At 39.3% G+C, this 18,994-nt stretch carries 16 protein-coding genes; 6 read left to right on the top strand and 10 right to left on the bottom strand.

Going from position 1 to position 18,994, the window contains the following annotated elements; all coding sequences use genetic code 11:
• Positions 1 to 9: 9 nt before the first annotated feature.
• Complete coding sequence (locus LEP1GSC202_RS09005) at positions 10 to 2,277, top strand: arginine/lysine/ornithine decarboxylase (protein WP_039928709.1); 2,268 nt, start codon at positions 10 to 12, stop codon at positions 2,275 to 2,277.
• Positions 2,278 to 2,511: 234 nt separating this feature from the next.
• Here LEP1GSC202_RS09005 and LEP1GSC202_RS09000 read toward each other — a convergent pair whose 3' ends face one another.
• Entirely contained in the window at positions 2,512 to 3,153 is a 642-nt protein-coding gene (locus tag LEP1GSC202_RS09000) for a hypothetical protein (RefSeq protein ID WP_039928454.1), read from the bottom strand.
• Between LEP1GSC202_RS09000 and LEP1GSC202_RS08995 the strand changes: the two genes are divergently transcribed.
• On the top strand, positions 3,152 to 4,186 hold the full coding sequence (locus LEP1GSC202_RS08995) for a calcium/sodium antiporter (RefSeq protein ID WP_015677370.1): 1,035 nt from the start codon (positions 3,152 to 3,154) through the stop codon (positions 4,184 to 4,186). The genes LEP1GSC202_RS09000 and LEP1GSC202_RS08995 overlap by 2 nt on opposite strands.
• On the opposite strand, the gene dprA is transcribed toward LEP1GSC202_RS08995, so the two are convergent.
• A complete protein-coding gene (dprA, locus tag LEP1GSC202_RS08990; protein WP_039928453.1) occupies positions 4,176 to 5,099 on the bottom strand; it encodes a DNA-processing protein DprA in 924 nt (307 codons plus the stop codon). The genes LEP1GSC202_RS08995 and dprA overlap by 11 nt on opposite strands.
• An 11-nt stretch (positions 5,100 to 5,110) precedes the next feature.
• On the bottom strand, positions 5,111 to 6,028 hold the full coding sequence (locus LEP1GSC202_RS08985; RefSeq protein ID WP_015676923.1) for a tetratricopeptide repeat protein: 918 nt from the start codon (positions 6,026 to 6,028) through the stop codon (positions 5,111 to 5,113).
• 50 nt (positions 6,029 to 6,078) lie between these two features.
• On the opposite strand from LEP1GSC202_RS08985, the gene LEP1GSC202_RS08980 reads away from it, so the two are divergent.
• The 4 genes from LEP1GSC202_RS08980 to LEP1GSC202_RS08965 are packed head-to-tail and all read left to right on the top strand — an operon-like array spanning position 6,079 to position 9,137.
• Positions 6,079 to 6,507: a GNAT family N-acetyltransferase gene (locus LEP1GSC202_RS08980; RefSeq protein ID WP_015676910.1), complete on the top strand. Its 429-nt coding sequence runs from the start codon at positions 6,079 to 6,081 to the stop codon at positions 6,505 to 6,507.
• Positions 6,504 to 7,277 (top strand): SDR family NAD(P)-dependent oxidoreductase, encoded by a 774-nt coding sequence (locus LEP1GSC202_RS08975; RefSeq protein WP_015676410.1) that lies wholly within the window; start codon positions 6,504 to 6,506, stop codon positions 7,275 to 7,277. The genes LEP1GSC202_RS08980 and LEP1GSC202_RS08975 overlap by 4 nt, the downstream gene beginning before the upstream one ends.
• A 1-nt stretch (position 7,278) precedes the next feature.
• Complete coding sequence (locus LEP1GSC202_RS08970; RefSeq protein ID WP_015677154.1) at positions 7,279 to 8,616, top strand: DUF445 family protein; 1,338 nt, start codon at positions 7,279 to 7,281, stop codon at positions 8,614 to 8,616.
• 11 nt (positions 8,617 to 8,627) lie between these two features.
• Complete coding sequence (locus LEP1GSC202_RS08965; protein WP_015677292.1) at positions 8,628 to 9,137, top strand: hypothetical protein; 510 nt, start codon at positions 8,628 to 8,630, stop codon at positions 9,135 to 9,137.
• Here LEP1GSC202_RS08965 and LEP1GSC202_RS08960 read toward each other — a convergent pair.
• The 7 genes from LEP1GSC202_RS08960 to LEP1GSC202_RS08925 all read right to left on the bottom strand — a co-directional run bounded on the left by LEP1GSC202_RS08960 (position 9,114) and on the right by LEP1GSC202_RS08925 (position 18,938).
• Positions 9,114 to 9,956 (bottom strand): alpha/beta hydrolase, encoded by an 843-nt coding sequence (locus LEP1GSC202_RS08960; RefSeq protein WP_083930000.1) that lies wholly within the window; start codon positions 9,954 to 9,956, stop codon positions 9,114 to 9,116. The genes LEP1GSC202_RS08965 and LEP1GSC202_RS08960 overlap by 24 nt on opposite strands.
• A complete protein-coding gene (locus tag LEP1GSC202_RS08955) occupies positions 9,919 to 11,907 on the bottom strand; it encodes an Lnb N-terminal periplasmic domain-containing protein (protein ID WP_015676706.1) in 1,989 nt (662 codons plus the stop codon). The genes LEP1GSC202_RS08960 and LEP1GSC202_RS08955 overlap by 38 nt, the downstream gene beginning before the upstream one ends.
• A gap of 43 nt (positions 11,908 to 11,950) precedes the next feature.
• A complete protein-coding gene (locus LEP1GSC202_RS08950; protein ID WP_015677470.1) occupies positions 11,951 to 12,436 on the bottom strand; it encodes a DUF3015 family protein in 486 nt (161 codons plus the stop codon).
• Between the two features lie 16 nt (positions 12,437 to 12,452).
• A complete protein-coding gene (locus LEP1GSC202_RS08945) occupies positions 12,453 to 12,956 on the bottom strand; it encodes a DUF3015 domain-containing protein (protein ID WP_015676731.1) in 504 nt (167 codons plus the stop codon).
• 411 nt (positions 12,957 to 13,367) lie between these two features.
• A complete protein-coding gene (locus tag LEP1GSC202_RS08940; protein WP_015676699.1) occupies positions 13,368 to 15,245 on the bottom strand; it encodes a serine hydrolase domain-containing protein in 1,878 nt (625 codons plus the stop codon).
• Positions 15,246 to 15,434: 189 nt separating this feature from the next.
• On the bottom strand, positions 15,435 to 17,561 hold the full coding sequence (locus LEP1GSC202_RS08930; RefSeq protein ID WP_015677228.1) for a toprim domain-containing protein: 2,127 nt from the start codon (positions 17,559 to 17,561) through the stop codon (positions 15,435 to 15,437).
• A 6-nt stretch (positions 17,562 to 17,567) separates the two neighbouring features.
• Positions 17,568 to 18,938, bottom strand: coding sequence for a DNA gyrase subunit A (locus LEP1GSC202_RS08925; protein WP_039928449.1), 1,371 nt, complete (start codon positions 18,936 to 18,938; stop codon positions 17,568 to 17,570).
• Positions 18,939 to 18,994 lie beyond the last annotated feature (56 nt).

The raw sequence follows: 18,994 nt of genomic DNA, 5'->3' as shown, positions 1-18,994 counted from the left end.
ATGGAGTTGATGTATCAAAACGGTATCGTACAATTTCCTATCATCATCATTGATGAAGATTTTCGTTCCGAAAATGCCAGTGGTCTTGGCATTCGAGCTATTGCAAAGGCCTTAGAAGGGGAAGGGATCGAAGTTCTGGGTGTAACCAGTTACGGAGACCTCACGAGTTTTGTACAACAACAGAGTCGTGCATGTGGGTTCATCCTTTCCATTGATGATGAAGAGTTTACGCCAGAGACAGAAGGTGAAGTGCCAGATGCCCTCCGCCAACTCAAAGACTTTGTCACCCAAGTCCGTCACAGGAACGCAGACATCCCTCTCTTTTTATATGGGGAAACAAGAACAAGCCGCCACATTCCTAATAGTATCCTTAAAGAACTCCATGGTTTCATTCATATGTTTGAAGACACACCAGAGTTTATGGCTCGTGCGATCCACAGAGAAGTTAAATCTTATTTAGATAGTTTACCTCCACCTTTTTTTCGCGCTCTTACACAATATGCACATGATGGAAGTTATAGTTGGCATTGCCCAGGTCACTCAGGTGGTGTTGCCTTTTTAAAAAGTCCGGTAGGACAAATGTTCCATCAGTTTTTTGGTGAGAACATGTTGCGTGCTGACGTTTGTAATGCGGTCGATGAACTAGGCCAACTCTTAGATCATACGGGACCCATTTCTGCAAGTGAACGAAATGCCGCGAGGATTTTCCAATGTGATAGTTTGTACTTTGTGACAAATGGAACTTCTACTTCCAATAAAATTGTTTGGCATAGCACGGTAGCTCCTGGCGACGTTGTGATCGTTGACCGCAACTGCCACAAAAGTATTTTACATGCCATCACTATGACAGGTGCCATCCCAGTTTTTTTAATGCCTACAAGAAACCATTTTGGGATCATTGGCCCTATTCCCAAATCTGAGTTCACTTGGGAAAACATTCAAAAAAAGATCGCGGAACACCCGTTTGCAAAACATGTAAAAGGGAATCCACGTATCCTAACCATTACACAAAGTACCTATGATGGAATTCTCTACAATGTTGAAGATATCAAATCAGAGTTAGATGGCAAAATTTCAACCCTTCATTTTGATGAAGCATGGTTACCACATGCGGCCTTCCATCGTTTTTATACAGGCATGCATGCGATTGGATCTGATAGACCTCGCCCAAAAGAAAGTATGATCTTTGCCACTCAATCCACACATAAACTCTTGGCAGGATTGTCACAAGCAAGCCAGATCCTTGTGCAAAATAGTGAAAAAGAAACGCTAGATAGAAATTTATTCAACGAAGCATTTTTAATGCACACAAGTACGAGTCCACAATACGCCATCATTGCCTCTTGTGATGTGGCTGCAGCAATGATGGAATCTCCTGGTGGGAATGCTCTTGTAGAAGAGTCCATCGAAGAAGCTTTGGATTTCAGGCGAGCCATGCGAAAGGTTGACTTGGAATTGGAAGAGGACTGGTGGTTCAGTGTTTGGGGACCGGAAGCCCTAGCGGAAGAGGGAGCTGGCGAACGAGATGAATGGATCCTAAAGGCCAATGACCGTTGGCATGGATTTGGTGACATTGCGGAAGGATTTAATATGTTGGATCCGATCAAAGCCACTGTCATCACTCCAGGAATGAGTGTAGAGGGGGAATTTGCTGATTGGGGGATCCCTGCCCTGATCCTTACCAAATACCTGGCTGAACATGGAATCATCGTCGAAAAAACGGGACTTTATAGTTTCTTTATCATGTTTACGATTGGTATCACGAAAGGCCGATGGAATACAATGGTCACCGAATTACAACAGTTCAAAGATGATTACGATTCGAACCAACCACTTTGGAGGGTGATGCCAAAGTTTACAGCAGCGTATCCGAAATACGATCGGATTGGATTACGAGACCTCTGCCAATCTATGCATGAAGTGTATCGGGCAAATAACATTTCCCACCTAACAACTGAGATGTATTTGAGTCCGATGATCCCTGCAATGAAACCTTCGGAAGCATTTGCCAAGATGGCACATCGTGATATCGAACGGGTTCCGATAGATGAATTGGAAGGAAGGATTACCTCAGTCCTTCTCACTCCATACCCTCCTGGAATCCCTCTTCTCATCCCTGGAGAAAAATTTAACTCAACGATCATCCGGTACTTACAGTTTGCTCGTGAGTTCAATACAAAGTTCCCTGGATTTGAAACGGACATCCATGGACTTGTGGAAGAAAAATCGGAGACAGGCCAACTTACGTATTTTGTGGATTGTGTGATCGAATCTTAAAAAACGAAATCACATTACCATTCTGAAGAATTCTAAAACCAGAAAGTGTTTACAACAATACTTTTTGGTTTTAGCAGGTGATTTTATTTTGTTTTTCCAACGAAAGAATTCCCTTCCATCGGATATATTCAACAATTCTATTGATTTGTTGCAACATTTTCATTTTATCGATCTTATGATTGATTGGATCGATACGATCCACTGATTCGATTCATTCTATCTACGTTCCATCCATCATTCCCATTCTATCATTTTCACCACGTCTTTCAGACAATCTTCGCGAAAGGAAACATCTGATTTTGTCATCGGTAATCCTGAATACCATTTCCCATCAGGGAATTTTAGATCCACCCAATAGGTAAAAACTGTGGTCTCTCCATTATTGTTTTTGATTTCGATATTGAGAAGTTTTAGATCCGATAAACCAGTTTCCTTATAAAAAACTTCTCCGTTTTTTGTGCGGATTCGAATTTTTTTGGGAAGTACTTCATAGGTGGTTCCTTTTTTTTCTTCCCGTTTCAATTTGAATTCCCAAGAATCAATTTTGATCGAGTCAAGTTCATTCACGTTCAATTTTTTTTTGTATAAAATCCCATCTTTTGTATGTTCAAAATGAATCGTCTGACTACCGCTAGTTGATTCACCTCGCACGGTTCGCCCATCACACAAGGTTACATTCAGAACTTTTGACTCGGCCGATTCTTTTTCTCCACGAGCATTCCTTGGTTCTTTGGATTCATCGTTTGGCATTGTCGGAAGGTTTGGTTCTTTCGGAATTCGTGGTTCTCCGAAGGCTGGAGAAAAAAAACTGAGGGTCCCAAGCCAAAGAAAGAGTCGCATGCGAAGTAAGTAGTCCATATTCTGACCTTTATCCATGGATGCATTTCTGACTGCAACTTTTCAAACCCTTCCCTTACCCGTTCTTCTCCTTGTGATCATAGGTTCGATCCTTGTCCTTGGGAAAGCCGCCGATGTTTTGGTGGACGAAGCTGTTTCCCTTTCGGCAAGATGGGGTGTTCCCAAAATGATCATTGGAGCAACGATTGTTAGTTTGGGTACCACACTTCCCGAAGTTTCGGTTTCTGTCCTCGCTGCTCTAGAAGGAAATCCCGGGATTGCCCTTGGCAATGCGGTTGGATCGATTATCTGCGACACGGGACTCATCCTTGGGATTGCCATCCTCATTTCCCCTCCTGACATCGACAAACGACTCGTGAACCGCCAAGGTTGGATCCAAGTTCTCAGTGGATTTTTACTCGTGTTTGCAGCCCTTCCTTGGTCAAACCTAACGTCTGTTTTTACAACTGGTGGACGCATCGATCAGGGAACTGGGATTGTATTTTTGATTTTGCTTGGGGTTTACGTGTATTTAAGCATTCGTTGGTCACGGTCAAAACCAGGTGAAGTGGAAGCAGGTCTTGATGACACAACAGAATACGACGACTCTCCTTTTTGGGTCATTTTTTTGAAACTTGTTGTGGCAATCACACTTGTGATTTTGTCTTCCAAAGTACTCATTCCATCTGTGCAAGAAACAGCCGTTCGGTTGTCAATCCCTGAATCCATCATCGGAGCAACACTGGTTGCGTTTGGTACGAGTTTACCAGAACTTGTAACAGCCATCCAGGCGTCAAGGCGTGGTCACTCCGAACTTGCAGTTGGTAATATCATCGGAGCCGATATTTTAAATGTACTGTTTGTGTCTGGTGCTGCCGCGGCCGTAACCAGAAATGGACTCGAAGCTCCTGTGAGTTTTTTCAGCTTTTATTTTCCATCTATGCTTATCGTTTTGATTTTGTTCCGCTTGGGAATTGTTTTCTCAAAAGACAAAATCAAACGTCCGTTTGGTGTGTTTTTACTCATTGTGTACGCAATCGCAACGGTTGCAGGATTTATCTTTAAAGGATAAATTGGAAATCACCCACCTCCTCTTGTTTCCATTCAAAGGAGGTGTTTTTTTGTTTGTACCATTCCTCATAACTGAGAATCCTAGATTCAAATTTATTTCCTTTTGTTCTAATTGTTTCTCCAAATAGTGGTTCTGCTCCTTGTCGGATTAACATCTTTCCACCTTCATTATCAAATTGTTTGGGATGATCAAAAACAAAGATCTCACGATTTTGTTCCATCGCACTCATCGCTGTGGAGATGGTTCCCGATTTTTTGCCAGATTCCATAATAAAAACCTTCTTTGATAACCCAGAGATCACCCGATTGCGTTTTGGGAAGGTCCATCGGGCAGGCTCTGTGTACAATAGAAATTCTGAAATTAACAATTGTTTGGTGTCTGTTTTGATTTTTTTATATAAGTCACGATTGCCTGGTGGGTATTCGGTTCCAAGAGTTGTGCCAAGAACTCCTACAACAGAAATACCTAACTCAAAAGCTGTCAGAAATGCTTGTCTGTCGATCCCGAGTGCCATACCAGAAACTATGGCGATACCTTCAGTTTGGGAAAGTGACCGGACCAGAGCTTTCGTTGCTGTGATGGAAATGGGTGATGCCTTTCGTGTTCCGACAATCGCAACTAAATTCTTTTGTAGAACTGATAGATCTCCCAAACAAACAAGCACAAGTGGTGGATCAAAAATTTCCTTCAGTAACTTGGGATAATTCGGATCATCATAGGGGAGAAGAGTCCATTCAGGCTTTTTCTGTTTTTCCCAAGTTTTACATTCAGCAAGCCATAAACGCCAATCTTCTTCTGGAAAAAACTTGGGTAATTCCTGAAACAATTGATTAAAACTTGGATATTGTCGCCAAATCTTTGTTTTGCGCAGAAAAGAAGCAATTTTGGGATGGCCCAATAGGGAAACTACCACATGGGATGAGGTCAGTTAGATTTGTTTTGGGCCCCAAGGAGGTTTAAATTTTTTAAAACATTTTTGTAAGATGAATTTTCTTCCAATGGCTCTCGGATATTTCCATTTTCTTTCATTTGTTCTAAAATCGATTTGATCCGAACATATTCTTCATAGGCAAGTGAAGATTTCCCAATTTGGTATAAGAAATTTGCCTTCGCAAAACGAGTGGGAACGTTGTAAGGCTCTTTTCTTAATATCTGATCTAACAGAGAAAATGCGGTTTCGATTTCATCATAACCACTGGAAAGTTTTCCATTCCAAGATTCATCTTTTAATGAGGAATCAAAATACACCAAAGCCAATTGAAATGGGAACCGAGAATCATCTTTATCGAGTTTTGCCAATTGTTTGAAAAGAGAAATGGCGCGACTCCTTCTCGTTTGTTCCCAACCCATATCTTTTGAAGCATTTGCGTAGGCAACTGCAGTCTCGTATAACAACTGCTTATCTAATTTTCCTGATTGGATGGCTTTCTCAAAAAAAGGTAATGCGGATTCATATGAATGGATTTCAAATCCACCTTGTTTTGCATTGGGAATGGATTCTGAAACCGCTTCTTCATAATAACGGACACCCAAATCGGCAGAACCCGCCCTCATATACGCCCGTGCAATTTTCCATGAAAGGGCTGCTGATTGGTTGGATTTTTGCACCAACTTCCGGATTCGTTTTTCCATTTCTTCCATTTCGGCCTCTTCCAAAGCCAATTTTTCTTTCCAGTTGACGATGTCTTTCTCTGAAGTTAACTCTCCTCCAATTCGTTTGCGGTATCTGGATTCGGTAAGTGATTTCAGGTATTCACAACCACTGAAAAAAAAGAGCAAACAGAAAGTAAGGACCCACTTTCGTAAGAAAACTAAGGAAAACCTGCCGTTTTTTGTGCCCATCGGTTCGATTTTAGTTTCTTTCTTTTGGATGAAAAGAAAAAAATGTGATTATGTCTCTTAGTTTTCAGAGCCTGGGTGAAGGGGATTTGTCTCAAATCTTAGATTGGGAAGAATCCTGTTTTCCTGGAGAAACATGGACAGAGAAAATGATCCAAACCCATTTGGAATTCCATCTGGCATTTGGAATTGGAAATCCAGAAATCCAATGTTATGCGTTAGTTTGTGAAACACCATGGGAAATTGAAATTTTCAGGATTGCCACGCTTCCGAATTTCAGGAAACGAGGAATCGCAAAACAAATGTTAGAAAACCTTTTTCAAAAATTTCCCAAAAAGGAATTTTTTTTAGAAGTAAAGGAATCCAATGAACTCGCAATCAAACTGTATTTGTCAGTTGGATTTTTGGAACTTGAGAGACGTAAAAAATATTATCCGGACGGATCAACAGCCGTTCTAATGAAGAGGAATCCCATCGAATGAAAAATGCATATGTAACAGGCGCATCACAAGGTATTGGAAAGGAATTTGTTAGAGCTCTCGGCAAAGATTATAATGTATTTTTAATCTCAAGAACGGAATCCGACTTAAAAAAAGTGATTTTAGATTTAGAACCATCCTCTCGAGGTATGTTAAAATATTTTGCCTTAGATCTCACAAAAAAAAAGGATGTCGAAGAACTTGCGAGTATCATCGAAAAGGATAAAGATGCAGAAATATTGGTAAACAATGCAGGATTTGGAACTGTTGGTGAATTTGCAGCACTTCCCCTCGATAAAGAATTAGACGAAGTTAATTTGAATGTAAAAACTTTGGTACATCTAAGTCACACTGCCCTCAATCGATTCAAAAAAAATAAAAAAGGATATTTGATCAATGTTGCATCTATCGCTGGTTATTTGCCAGCCCCTGGCAGTGCGATTTATGCAGCGACTAAAGCCTTTGTAAAATCTTTTACGGAATCCATTCACGAAGAAGCAAAAAACTATGGCATCCATGTCCAAGCTTTATGCCCTGGTCTTACTCATTCAGACTTCCACCAACGTGCGGGCATCAACAAATCCAAATACCCTTCATTTATGTGGCAAAATGCAGACGAAGTCGTAGAAGAATCATTAAACGCACTTAAATACAATGAAGCAGTTTGTATCACAGGTAGTTTTAACCAAGGTGCCATTACAGTTTCAGAACTTATCCCTCGTGGTTTTTTAAGAAAACTTAGTGGAAGATATTTAAAACTAGAAGAGGAATAAAATGGATGTCGCTAAACTAGATACTTGGTATCGTAGACTCCTTGTTTTATCTTCTATTGTCTGTGGTGGATTTCAAGTATACTACGAAGGAAATCTATGGATCAATGCAACCTTTGTAGTGCTGATGGCAGGAATGGTGGGCTATTATACCAACTTTCTCGCAATTAAAATGTTATTCCAACCTAAACATGGTAAGGTGCTAGGATGGTCTGGTCTTGTACCAAAAAACAAATCCAAAATCGCAAAATCTTTGGGTGAAAGTATCCAAAGCAATTTATTACATCCAGACATCATCCTTGCTTATATATATGAAAGGAACTTGGTGGAGACAGGCATTCAAAAGATAGTCAAAGAAATCGATGAAGCCATCCACAATGATGAAATCCGTACATTACTTGTCACAAAAATCATATCCATGTTAAAAGAAAGAGGGCCTGAGATTTTAGAGGTCATCTTTGATTTTTCAGAAGAGACAATGAAAAAAATGGCAGAACGTCCTGAGGAAGTTCAAAAACTTTGGGAGTATACAAGAAACCGCCTAACATACTATCTAACGGAAGAAACCAATCGTGAAGAACTTGGACAACAACTCAGAGTCATTTTACTCGAAGAAATGCCAAAACTTGCAAACCTTTTGAACGAAGGACTAGAAGAGTACTTAAAAACAAGGAGTACCCTAGGTAAAATCGGGATTGGAGTCAAAAAAATATTTTCTTTCAACGAAGATGCCATCCGTGAACTGTTAGAACGATTTGTCAAAGACCCAGAAACATCCGATCAGTTTATGAAGATGATGGATGATATGATGGCAGGATTACAAGAGCGGCTCAATTCTAAAGAAACACAAGAGTTTATCACTGGAAAAATTTCCAACTGGTTGGAAGCAAGTGGTGACTATGCCAGACAAAACTTATTGCCGACAGGGATTGAACGATTGCAAGCCTACTTAGATGATCCAAATAACTGGGAAGAAATCGAAAAAAATTTCTTTCGGGCTGTCGAATGGGTGAAAAAACGCCTTCTTGAATTTATGAATAGTGAAGAAGGGAAAACTTACCTCAAAACAAATATTGAAAAATTTGTTCACAACATCAATGTGACAGCCCTTGTCGAAGAACGAGTTATGGCACTTGATACAGATGATTTGGAAAAAATGATACTAGATAATACGGGTGGAAACCTGGTCGTAATACAATTCTTAGGTGGAATTCTTGGAATGATTGCAGGCCTTATCCAAGTTCATATCTATTTTGCAGTTCCTGTGGGAGCTTTGGTTTTGATTACTTACATTGCTCACTACCGAAACCAGAAAAAATTCAATTCTCAAATGGAGTCGTAAAAATAGTATTTATGAAATCTCATCCCATATCTTTCCTCTCTCTTTGTTTTATTGTATCATTTGGAATTCATTTCCAATGTGCCAGCAAAACCAAATTTCAAAAATTAGAATCGAAACAACCAGATACTGGCCTCGTTTATGTGGTTCGTCCTGAACACACAGCACTTGCCCTCTGGGATTATGAATGTATCATTTCCAAGTATCCAGACAAATTTTCCACCGCAGTCATTCCAACACCAGTTTACAAAATGAATTTAACAAATGGATCTTTGGGTTACGTGAGACTGACACAAGGGACCTATCGATTGGACGTAAACGGCAAACCTGATGCAACAAAAGTGTTCCAAGTGAAAGCAGGAGAAGAAAAATTCTATGAACTTAAAATCTTTAGTGAAACAAAAATGTCAAAAAGTGAGATGATGTTTCGGGAAGTGAATAAGGAAGAAACACTTTCTGAAGTTCTATCTGTTCCATTTTTTATCGAAGTAAAACCTGAATCAATACAAGTGCCTATTGAGTAACAAAAGAAAGTCTTTGGCAAATTTAGACTGACCCAAGTTCATCCAATCCACATGGCCACCTCCTCTGATTTCCCAAAATACCTTAGGTTCACCGGCTAACCCAAAAATCTCTTTTCCATTATCAAAAAACACAACCGTATCTTCGGTTCCATGGATCACAAGCATTGGTATGGGAGCTAAACTCGCAATGGAATCTTTTGGGCTCGTTGCATCATGGAAGATCCAAGAAAATAAATTTCCCATGGGAGGAAAGATCACATGGTTCATCGTTTCTTTGACTACTTTACGATACGAAGCAAAAGAACCATCGATACACAAAAGGACAACATGTTCTTTCCCTTCCCATTCCGCCAATGATCGCATTGCTATGGCCCCACCCAAACTTTGTCCATAGACGATGAGTTTCACACCTTTTTCTTTTGCTTCCTTTAAAGCGAAGTCTAAAACAAGTTTACTATCTTCAATATTGTCATAAGGATCAGGTTCCCCTTCAGATTCACCATAACCTCTATAGTCAAATGTGATGAGCTCGTAACCATGATTGACTAACCAAGCAAGTGATAAAAAATGAGAGCTCATGTTTTGACCATTCCCATGGAACTGCAATATCACAGCTTTTGGAGTTTCTAACTTTTGATTTTTAATTTTCCAAACATTGATCTTTATATGATCTTTGGCTTCGATTGTTTCTGCTGTATAAGAAAAACCCATTTGTTTGGGAGTAAAATAAGTTTGTTTCGTTGGATGGTAATACAACGAAGAACAACTAAACAAAAACAAATTAAAACAAATAATGATAAGACAATAAAGTTTCTTCATAAAATCTTTCTCCATTTACTTCTAAACGTAACTCATGTGTATTCGAGAATGCATATCTCAATTTAAATGTTGCATAGTAGGTATTTAAATTCTGACTCAATTGGTAGTTTTGCGCAGTGGCGCCTGAAAAAATTTTCCAAGCCCCCCATTCTTTTTGGTATAACAAACTAAAGTTCACACCGTACCGGACATCATTTTCAAACATCCTTCCATTTTGCGCTTTGACACCAGCAAGGACACTTAGTACACCTAAACTCATTGGATTTTTTCCAAATTCATTCGTAAAAGTATAACCAAATCGTAAATCAAAATTCCCAACTTGTTTACGAAGGACTTCGTCATTGTTTTTATAAACAGCGGTTTGGATTCCAGTATCCAACATATAAGAAAAATCTTTTGAGATCCCATTATAAGGACTTAACGATGCAACTTTTATCACACTCATTGAGGTGAGTTCGGGTCGCTTATTTTCATAGGTGCGAACAGTCGTGTCAAAAAACGCCAATTCAGAATTAGGTGCATGCCCCCGGCTTACGTTTAACAAATCATGATAAGCGATTCTGTATTGGAATTCCGCAAAATTCCCAAGAGAGGAAGCTCCCCCACCAACAGAAACCCGACTCAAAGGATGAGAAGTTTCTGGCGGAGTTGAGAGAGGAATGTCTTCTTTTGTTGTATATTCATCATTTTGTTTGCTACGAAACACCAAAAGTTTGTCGTAATAATCTTTATGATATTTTGGAATTTCATTTTTGTTCGCATAACGGTACCGATAGGTATCAAGTACAGCATCTGTCACAAGCGCCATTCTCAGAGTTTCATTTACGCCAGGTAAAAAACCTTTATCAAAACGAATCATTTGCCAATATACGTCACGTTCCTCTTCCGACATTTCAAAGATTTTGTATTTAATCTTGGAATACAAAGATGGACGGTATTTTTGTGAAAGGACAAATCCTTCTTCTGCTAAATAAAACTTAATGGTATCACTTGGAGCGACAATCCAACCGGGTTTATTGCTAATTTGCAAATCTGGTTTGGCCACTTCTAAAATTTCCATCAAGTGGTAGGAACAGTTTTCATTGATAAAATAATAATCAAAATCGGCCCGGCCCATCTCCCAAAGGTGCCGCAAAAATCGATCTCTCTCTTCTTGCGTGAGATTCAATTTGTATTCCCAAATGTCCCGACTTTCCATATCATTGTATTCGTTTACTTTGATGTAATAGGGAAAAATAGCGAAGGTTCCTGGATAACCACCTGTTAATCCTTTATAGGAATAAGAGAATGCATTCATCTCGCCAGGATTTGCCGCATAGTTCACACCATAGTCGAGTAACTCAGCGTTTTCATTCACTTTGTTATTGAGTTTGAGTAAGGTATGACCAAACATCGAGGCAGGGGCTTGCATATAATAGGATGAAAAAACAATGGAAACAGAAGCAGGGTTTAAAGCCTCTTTCCATACTTCAAACCTTGGACATTTAACTTCCGTTAAACGATTCAAATCAAAAGAAAGTTTTTCTTTAAGCCAATGGTAACGTTCGGGAAAGGAACATTGCGGGTGTAAAAGCCCTTCCGGGATAGGATCCTCCGTAAAAAAACTATGGAGAGTGGCGATAAGTTCTTTTTCGGGATTGTACTTTCCTTCTGGCGAAAGGAAATAACGTTTGTTATCCACTTCACTTTCCCATACTCCCCATCTCGTTTTTTTGAATCGCATAAGGCGATACCAATGTTTTTCCTCCGATAAGTGGATTTCTTTGGATTTTTGGATGAGTTCTTCTAAGTATTGTTTTGTTTTTGGAGATTTCGGAAGGGATTCCCCTTGTTTACGTGAGGTTTGGAAATCTAACTCCAAAATTTCTGAGTCATTCAACGGCTCGATGGCAAAAAGTGGTGAGAAAAGAATGAAGGAAAGGTAAAAATAAAAACGGAACAAGAAGTTCACCAGAGTATCCAAATGAAAGAATACTCTGATTTTTTACAAAGGACTAGATTTTACAGTAATTTTTTACTGTTGCGTCTTTTTCTAAAGTTTCATGAAGGTTTGACAACATCAAACTTGGATTTGCTTTAGACTCTTCAGTGAAGATTCTAGAGTAGTTTTGTTTCACTACTTCATTGAAACGAACACCAGATTTACATTCAAAAAGGGAAGCAAGGTTAGAAAGTTTTTCACCTTTACCAGCTGCCATTTCTTGCTCTAAGCTATCAAAGTTCATGTGAACATAGATTTCACGAGCATGTTCTTTTTGTGCAACGCCGTCAGCAGTACAGTTAGAAGTTCCTGAAGTGATACCAAACGTTTGGCTACCAGCAGTTCCGTTAGTTGTCGCTGCAAATACTTGGTTTCCACCAGGCATTACAAGAGTTCCGAGTCCACATCCAGCCATACCGTATTTTGGTGCAGCGGACATTTGAGAAGCAAGAAGAACCATAGAGATTCCGATTGTGGAGATGAGTGTTAACTTTTTCATTTTATTTCATATCTCCTTAGATTTGTGAACAAGATTTCGCGAGGATTTTGTCGCTTTTAACTTCAGATTTTACTGCAGAGAGAACACTTGCAGGAGTTGAATCTTCAGTGATGAGTTTAGCATAGTTTTCTTTTGTTACTTGGCCAAAACGAGACAATGAATCGCTAGAGCAACCAAGAAGGTTTCCTAAAGACTCTAATTTTTCCCCTTTTCCAGAAGCCATTTCTTGGCCTAAAGAATCGTAGTTCATAGTTACGAACAACTCTTGCACTTTCTCTTGTTTTACAACACCGTCAGCAGTACAGTTGGATGTTCCAGATGTAATCCCAAACGTTTGGTTGTAGTAGATACCATTAGAAGTTGCAGCAAAAATTTGCGTTTTGTCATTAGAAGTAATGATCAACGAGCCTAATCCGCAACCAGCCATACCATATTTTTTTGCTTCTACAGCAGTAGATGTCATTGTGATAGCTACAACAGCAGCAGACAAAAATAGGATTGAGGTAATTCTTTTTCCCATTTCGAAATCTCCTTTTGAAACTTTCGATTCAAATTGGGTCGAAATGTATCAGAGGTTTTCCTTTAGTCAAAAACTTTTTTAATTCCTTTTATGAAATTATAGGAACAATGGTAGCTCCCGATCAGTTAGCAGCTGATACACAATTAGAATCACTCTAAATTCAATGGTTTGGCTTGGTATTGCGAGAAAAGGCCTTCCGAAATGTTTCGAAATTTGTAAATCCGGCCAGCATTTCCCTCCGTTAGGTTGCCAAACAAAGGGAATGGAAGGCTTTTGGTTTCCTACCAACATCTGAACCAGGTTCAAATTATAGTTTAGAAGGCAATCTCACGAATCCATCCCCCTTCCCGCAACTGGTTTTGTTCGGTTGGATGTTTTCGAGAACATAACTTGTTGCCATGAACCCCTACCTTACCTGATTTCATACTCTCCACCAGAATAGATAAGGATCGGTTTTTGGTTTTTTATGCCTAACGTAACCGTCTCATTTAAATTCCTGCCATAACCTAATATCCGCAATGTGTTTTGCGACTCCCAATGGCATGGAACTTGAATGGAATTTTCCATACCACCTAATTCATAGTAAATGGTAAGGAGTGGAAAACCTCTTTTGTCTTTTTCCAATTTGAGTTTTGGGATGATGGCATAGGTTTCCTTGGTGAAAAAGGTACCAAAATACTTTGTATCAGGGAAACGATTGTCAGGTGTAAATTTGACCCCAATGCCTGCAACACCCTTAGGAAGATCTTTGTCATACAAAGTAAATATAGAATTTCCTTCCCATGTTTCAAATTCAACTCTCATTGCTTCAATTTTGGGATCTTTGATCGAAACTAAACCAAATAATACGCGTAAGTCGATTCCAAATCGATTTTCTTTTTCAACAAGGCCAACATCTATTCCCATCAAACTCAATTTAGGTGGATTCCCTTTTTTGTATTCATGGATTCCCATAGGGGAAATATAATACCCCTCCTCACCAAAAACGGTTTCCTTTTTTTCGGAAAGGTTAGAGAGGTTTGTTTCTGGGTGTACACCCATTTTTTCCTCCCATAACAATTCCATGATCCCCGTGTTTGTTCCCTTTAGTTTTCCCGTTTGCAGCCCAAGGGTGTTCCCTGCCACGAAGGATACAATTTCAGTTTTAGGATCATAAATTAGGTCTGCAAAAAATGGAGGTAATGAACCAGAATGCCCATAAAACCAAATGGTGTTTCCATCTGCTACATAACTGTTTTTCATAACCGGTAATCCGAGTTTCATTTCAAAATTGGCTTTTGGACCATTTTGGGTTTTATGAAATTCCGCAAAACTAACGGATGATAGGAGACCATTATTTTGTTTGCTTTTAAAAAAGGCCTTCATGAAAAGACCCATATCTTCTCCTGTTGTGGAAATGGAACCTGCTGTGAGATCTCGGATCACAGGGCGGATGGTTTTCGTTTTCCACAAAAAACCAGAATAACCAGTGATCAGTTCCGAATTGGGTAAAAATTCGAGTAAGGTCGTATGTTTCATCCCCGCTTTTTCGAAGATATGTTTTTGGAAATATCCTTCGATGGATTCACCTGACGCACGTTCAATGACATTTCCTAACAAACCAAAACTTAAATTGGAATAAGAATGAATTTTACCAGGTTCATTCCGTTCTAAATTGATGAGTGATTTTGGAAGTGAGCGAAAGGATTTCAGTATTTCTTCTTCACTACTATCGGGAGGAAGGAAAAAACCATTCGCTAAATCCGAAGGAAGGCCTGATTGGTGTGTGAGCAGGTCACGGATCGTGATCTCACGATATCCAACCTTTTTTGATCTCATCAATTTGATTTCAGGTAAGTATTTGGATACTTTATCATCTAACTTCAATTTACCGGCATCTTGTAGTTGTAAGATGGAAATTCCGGTAAATAATTTCGTAATACTTCCAATTTTGAAACGATCCACTGTCCCATTGGATCCATTTCCTATTTGACCAGAATGGATTTCGCCATCCCCCATCATGTACAGATAAGTAACTGATTTGATGGAGGAAGGGGAAAGTGTTTCCCACCGAGATAGAATTTCTTTTTGAATTTTGTTTTTTGTATTTTCAGTGTGTGAAAGGGAAGTATCTACACTGGATTGGCATTGGACAAAAAATGTGAAAAAAAATACAAAGATGATGCGCAATGGGAAAATGGGATCAAGATTCGGAGATTTGGTTTTCCCTTTTCCCTTTCCTGATTCAATTCTCGATGGTTTTGTTTTCGTTAGGGATATGTTTTCCTTCTTTTTATGAGCACGAATCATTTTGTTTTCCTTCGATTGCATGCCTCCCAGGAAAAAATGATTGGATTTTGGAACAAGCCCTTAAAACACAAAACTCCCCAAACCTACGGATTGGGGAGTGATCGCTATGCAAAAGAGAAAGAACAACAACCTTGTCCTTTCGACTGGACATTGTTTGTTGGAATTTATCTATCGATTGGGATTCGTAAATTAGTCCTGGATCACACTCATTGAGTATTCAGAAATCGCTTCACGGCGTTTTTCTGCATAATCTTTGTGGAACCATAAGTCTTGTGTGGTTTTGGCAGTTTTTTTGTTACCAATTGTGATTGTTGTCATACAATGATCCACTGCATATTTCATGGCTTCTTTTCCTGTTTCCCCAAGACCCTTATTTCGTTTTTTACGAGTGATTTCGGCACCTTGTTTGTTGACTTTTGCAACTAACTTGTCATAGTCGGCATCATCAATACAGAAAACAGTTTCTTTTTTCCCCTCTTTCCATTTCACATCCACCTCATACAGTGGAGCTGCAGAAATATTGATAAACCCTAAATCAAAAAGTTCAGGCCAATATTCGTAAAAGAAAGATAACATAAGGGATCGAATTGCATAGCCATCAAAATCCGCATCGGTGATGATGCTGATTTTATCATAATTCAATTCATCTATGGACTTTACCTTTTGGTCGAGAGGAAGGCCAACAATGGCTACGATGTTTTTCATCTCTTCGTTTTGTAATGCCTTCGCAAGGGACATCCCTTTACAATTGAGAGGTTTTCCACGAAGAGGGAAAAGTCCATGTAATTTAGGGTTCCTTGCAGGGCGAAGTCCGGCAATGGCAGAGTCCCCTTCAGCAACAAAAAGAATTCGGCCTGGATCGTTTGGTTTGCCAGTTGGTGGCATAAGCTTAGGGATGTTGTTACGAGACGCCTTACGGAGGCCTTTCTGCGCATCCTCGAGCTGTTTCATCTGGGTTCTACGTTCCATCACCATCTTGATTTCTTCAATCAGGCCTGTTTTTTTCAAAAGTTTGTCGAGGTGTTTGTCAACTGACTTTCTAATGTCCTCATTCAAGTCATTGATCAGGTAAGACTTATCTTGGGATTTAAAACGAGGGTTTAGGATGCGAAGGTTCACATACATGTGAAAACAACTTCTTACATCGTTCCGTGTACATTGGGTGTTGAGTTTTTTCTCCAAACTTACAATTTGAGATTTTTTACGGATCTCATCACAAAGTCTGTTTTCCAAATACTCAATGGCCGATCCACCTTGTGGGCAAAAAATAGAGTTCACCCAAGTGAGAGTTTTATTTTGTCCCACCACAACATAGGTATCCATATGGATCTGTGATGCGGAAGCCTTATCCGAGTAATCCAATTTGTAGTAAACCATCTCGGAGTTACTAAAAATCTCATCAAAACCTTTTTTAAATTTGTATTTTTCTTTTCCAGTTTTGTGAATGAAAACCACTTCAAGACCAGGATTCGACATCGCTATGTCTTGCAGGTATTGCTTCACCAAATTGATGTTAAAAGATGTATCAAGGTTATTAAAATAAGCTGGATTCAACTCAAATTCAACTGTAGTACCGTGGTCTTCTTTTTTGGCAGTTTCTGTTACTGCAGTCATACCTGTTTTGTCACAAGGACCTTTTAACTGTTTGATTTGGTCAGCTGAAAGTAATGGGCAATCAACAAAAGTTCCATGTTCATCATAATATAAGTGTACACGTTCTGTATCTTCTTTTGAAAGTTTGAAACTACGAATGACTTTTTTTACATCATCGTGGATGCTAAACATTTTTTTGTACGCCTTACCACTGTTAATGGTTTTGACTCGAAAAAATGATGAAACCATCCGAACGAGAGAAATCCCCACTCCGTTTTGTCCAGCAACATGGTCTTCTTTTACTTTATCATCAAAGTTTTCTCCGTACATCAAATGCAGGTATACACCTTCCGCATTTTCTGCAGGAATCCCACGACCATTGTCTTGGATTGTTACACGTTTACGATCCGTAGACAACTGGATGATGAGTTTGTTCATCTTGTCTTTTTCTGGAATGGTTTTGTCGTTTAAGTTCTTTCTATACTCATCCACACAGTTCATACATGCTTCATCCAAACACTTCAGTTTGGCTGGGATGTCAGAAAGTTCTTCGTGGACAATTTCATACTTACCAGCGTTATCTTTTGTAAAAAAATGTTGTTCAAATGTGGAAAGGGAGTTTTGCCCAAGCCACATTCCCGTCCGCATCCGAACGTGTTCTACGTTTGATAATTTCTTAAAATTTCGCGAATTTCCTGAGGTTTTTTCAGTTTTTTGAGCCATATTACTTTATTTCGGATCCCATTTTTTCTTCAGTTCATCTAACTCATCTGTCATAAAACCTGTGAGTTTTTTATCATCTTTTTGGAGAGCTGTATACTCAGTGTATTTGGTTTTTGCTTCTACAATGGCTTCTTCACATTTACGAACTTCTTCCAAAGTCATACGGTAAACAGGAATGGAAGACAACCATTCAAAGTAAACGAATTTGGCGGCCTTTAACTTATCTTCAAATTCCTTTTTGGATTTAATGCCTGTTACTTTTTCGTTCCATTTTTCTTTGATGAATCGAATGAGTTCTGAGTTACGATCAATTTTTTCTTTTTCTAAGCCAGCAAGTCGTTTGAAACGACGGATGAGATGGGTTTTGCGGAAGTCACAAAATCGTTTGATGATCTCTTCGGGGTTAAAGTTACGAAGTTTCCCTTCGTGAGTGATTACGTTAATTGTTAGAACTTCGTTATTTTCTTTGGAAAAAAGTTCTTTGATTTCTTTCTCAGAAGGTTCTTCCCCTTTTTTGGCAACAAGTTCGATTTTAAACGTTTGGCTGGAATGGTCAACATAGTCCTTTAACCAATTGTCCTTCCGTTCAATCAGATCATCTAAGTAGTTCACAACCTTTTCACGGTTCCAGTTCATGGGTGAATCGACTAAATACAATTTCCCATCTTCTTTTTTGAACCCAAAGGTGGTAGACATCACAGTGCTTCCATTGTCATTTTTTGACAATTTCACTTCACCACCGTACCCTTTGTACCATGGTGTGATCTTTTTTGGTTTTCCTGTTTTTAAATAGGTTACTTGTGAATCGATGACATCACTCAGTTTGTGAGCTGGGATAAAACATCGAAAACCGGTTGCAATCCCTTGGATGTTATTGAGGAGTACGACTGGAACCTTTCCTACAAAATGGATGGGTTCGTCTTCCGTTTCATCATAGTTTTTGACATAATCAATGTCAGGTAAACTTTCAAAAAAACCTAAGTCTTTGGCGAAGTCAGAAAGTTTGACTTCTGTATACCTTGGAGATGCAATTGCATTGGGGTCGAGTACATCCCCAAAGGTTCCTTCTCCATGCACTAAAGGATAATTATTCGCAAAGGCAAAGTCTTGGGCCATTTGTGAAAGAGCATCTTGGATGGATTTGTCTCCATGAGGATGGTATCCCATCGCAAGTCCGGCCACTTTTACAGTTTTGGTATGACGGTTTCTCGCATCGGAGTTCCACATTGCCCAAAGAATTCGTCGTTGAACAGGCTTTAGGCCATCAATTTCTTGTGGAATGGCTCGCGAATCGCATACATAGCGGGAGTATTTCCTTTGGTCGTCGTTAACTTGGTCTTCAAAGGGGCGTTTCGGATACTGTTCTTCGTTCTTCATGGTTCCAAATGACACACGGATGCGATGAATTGACTTGTCAAGCGGTTTTCCCTTTT

Origin of the sequence: Leptospira yanagawae serovar Saopaulo str. Sao Paulo = ATCC 700523 (assembly GCF_000332475.2) — a bacterium.
GTDB lineage: Bacteria > Spirochaetota > Leptospiria > Leptospirales > Leptospiraceae > Leptospira_A > Leptospira_A yanagawae.
The sequence above is the reverse complement of the archived record's forward strand: the minus strand, read 5'-3'. Positions and strand labels throughout refer to the sequence as shown.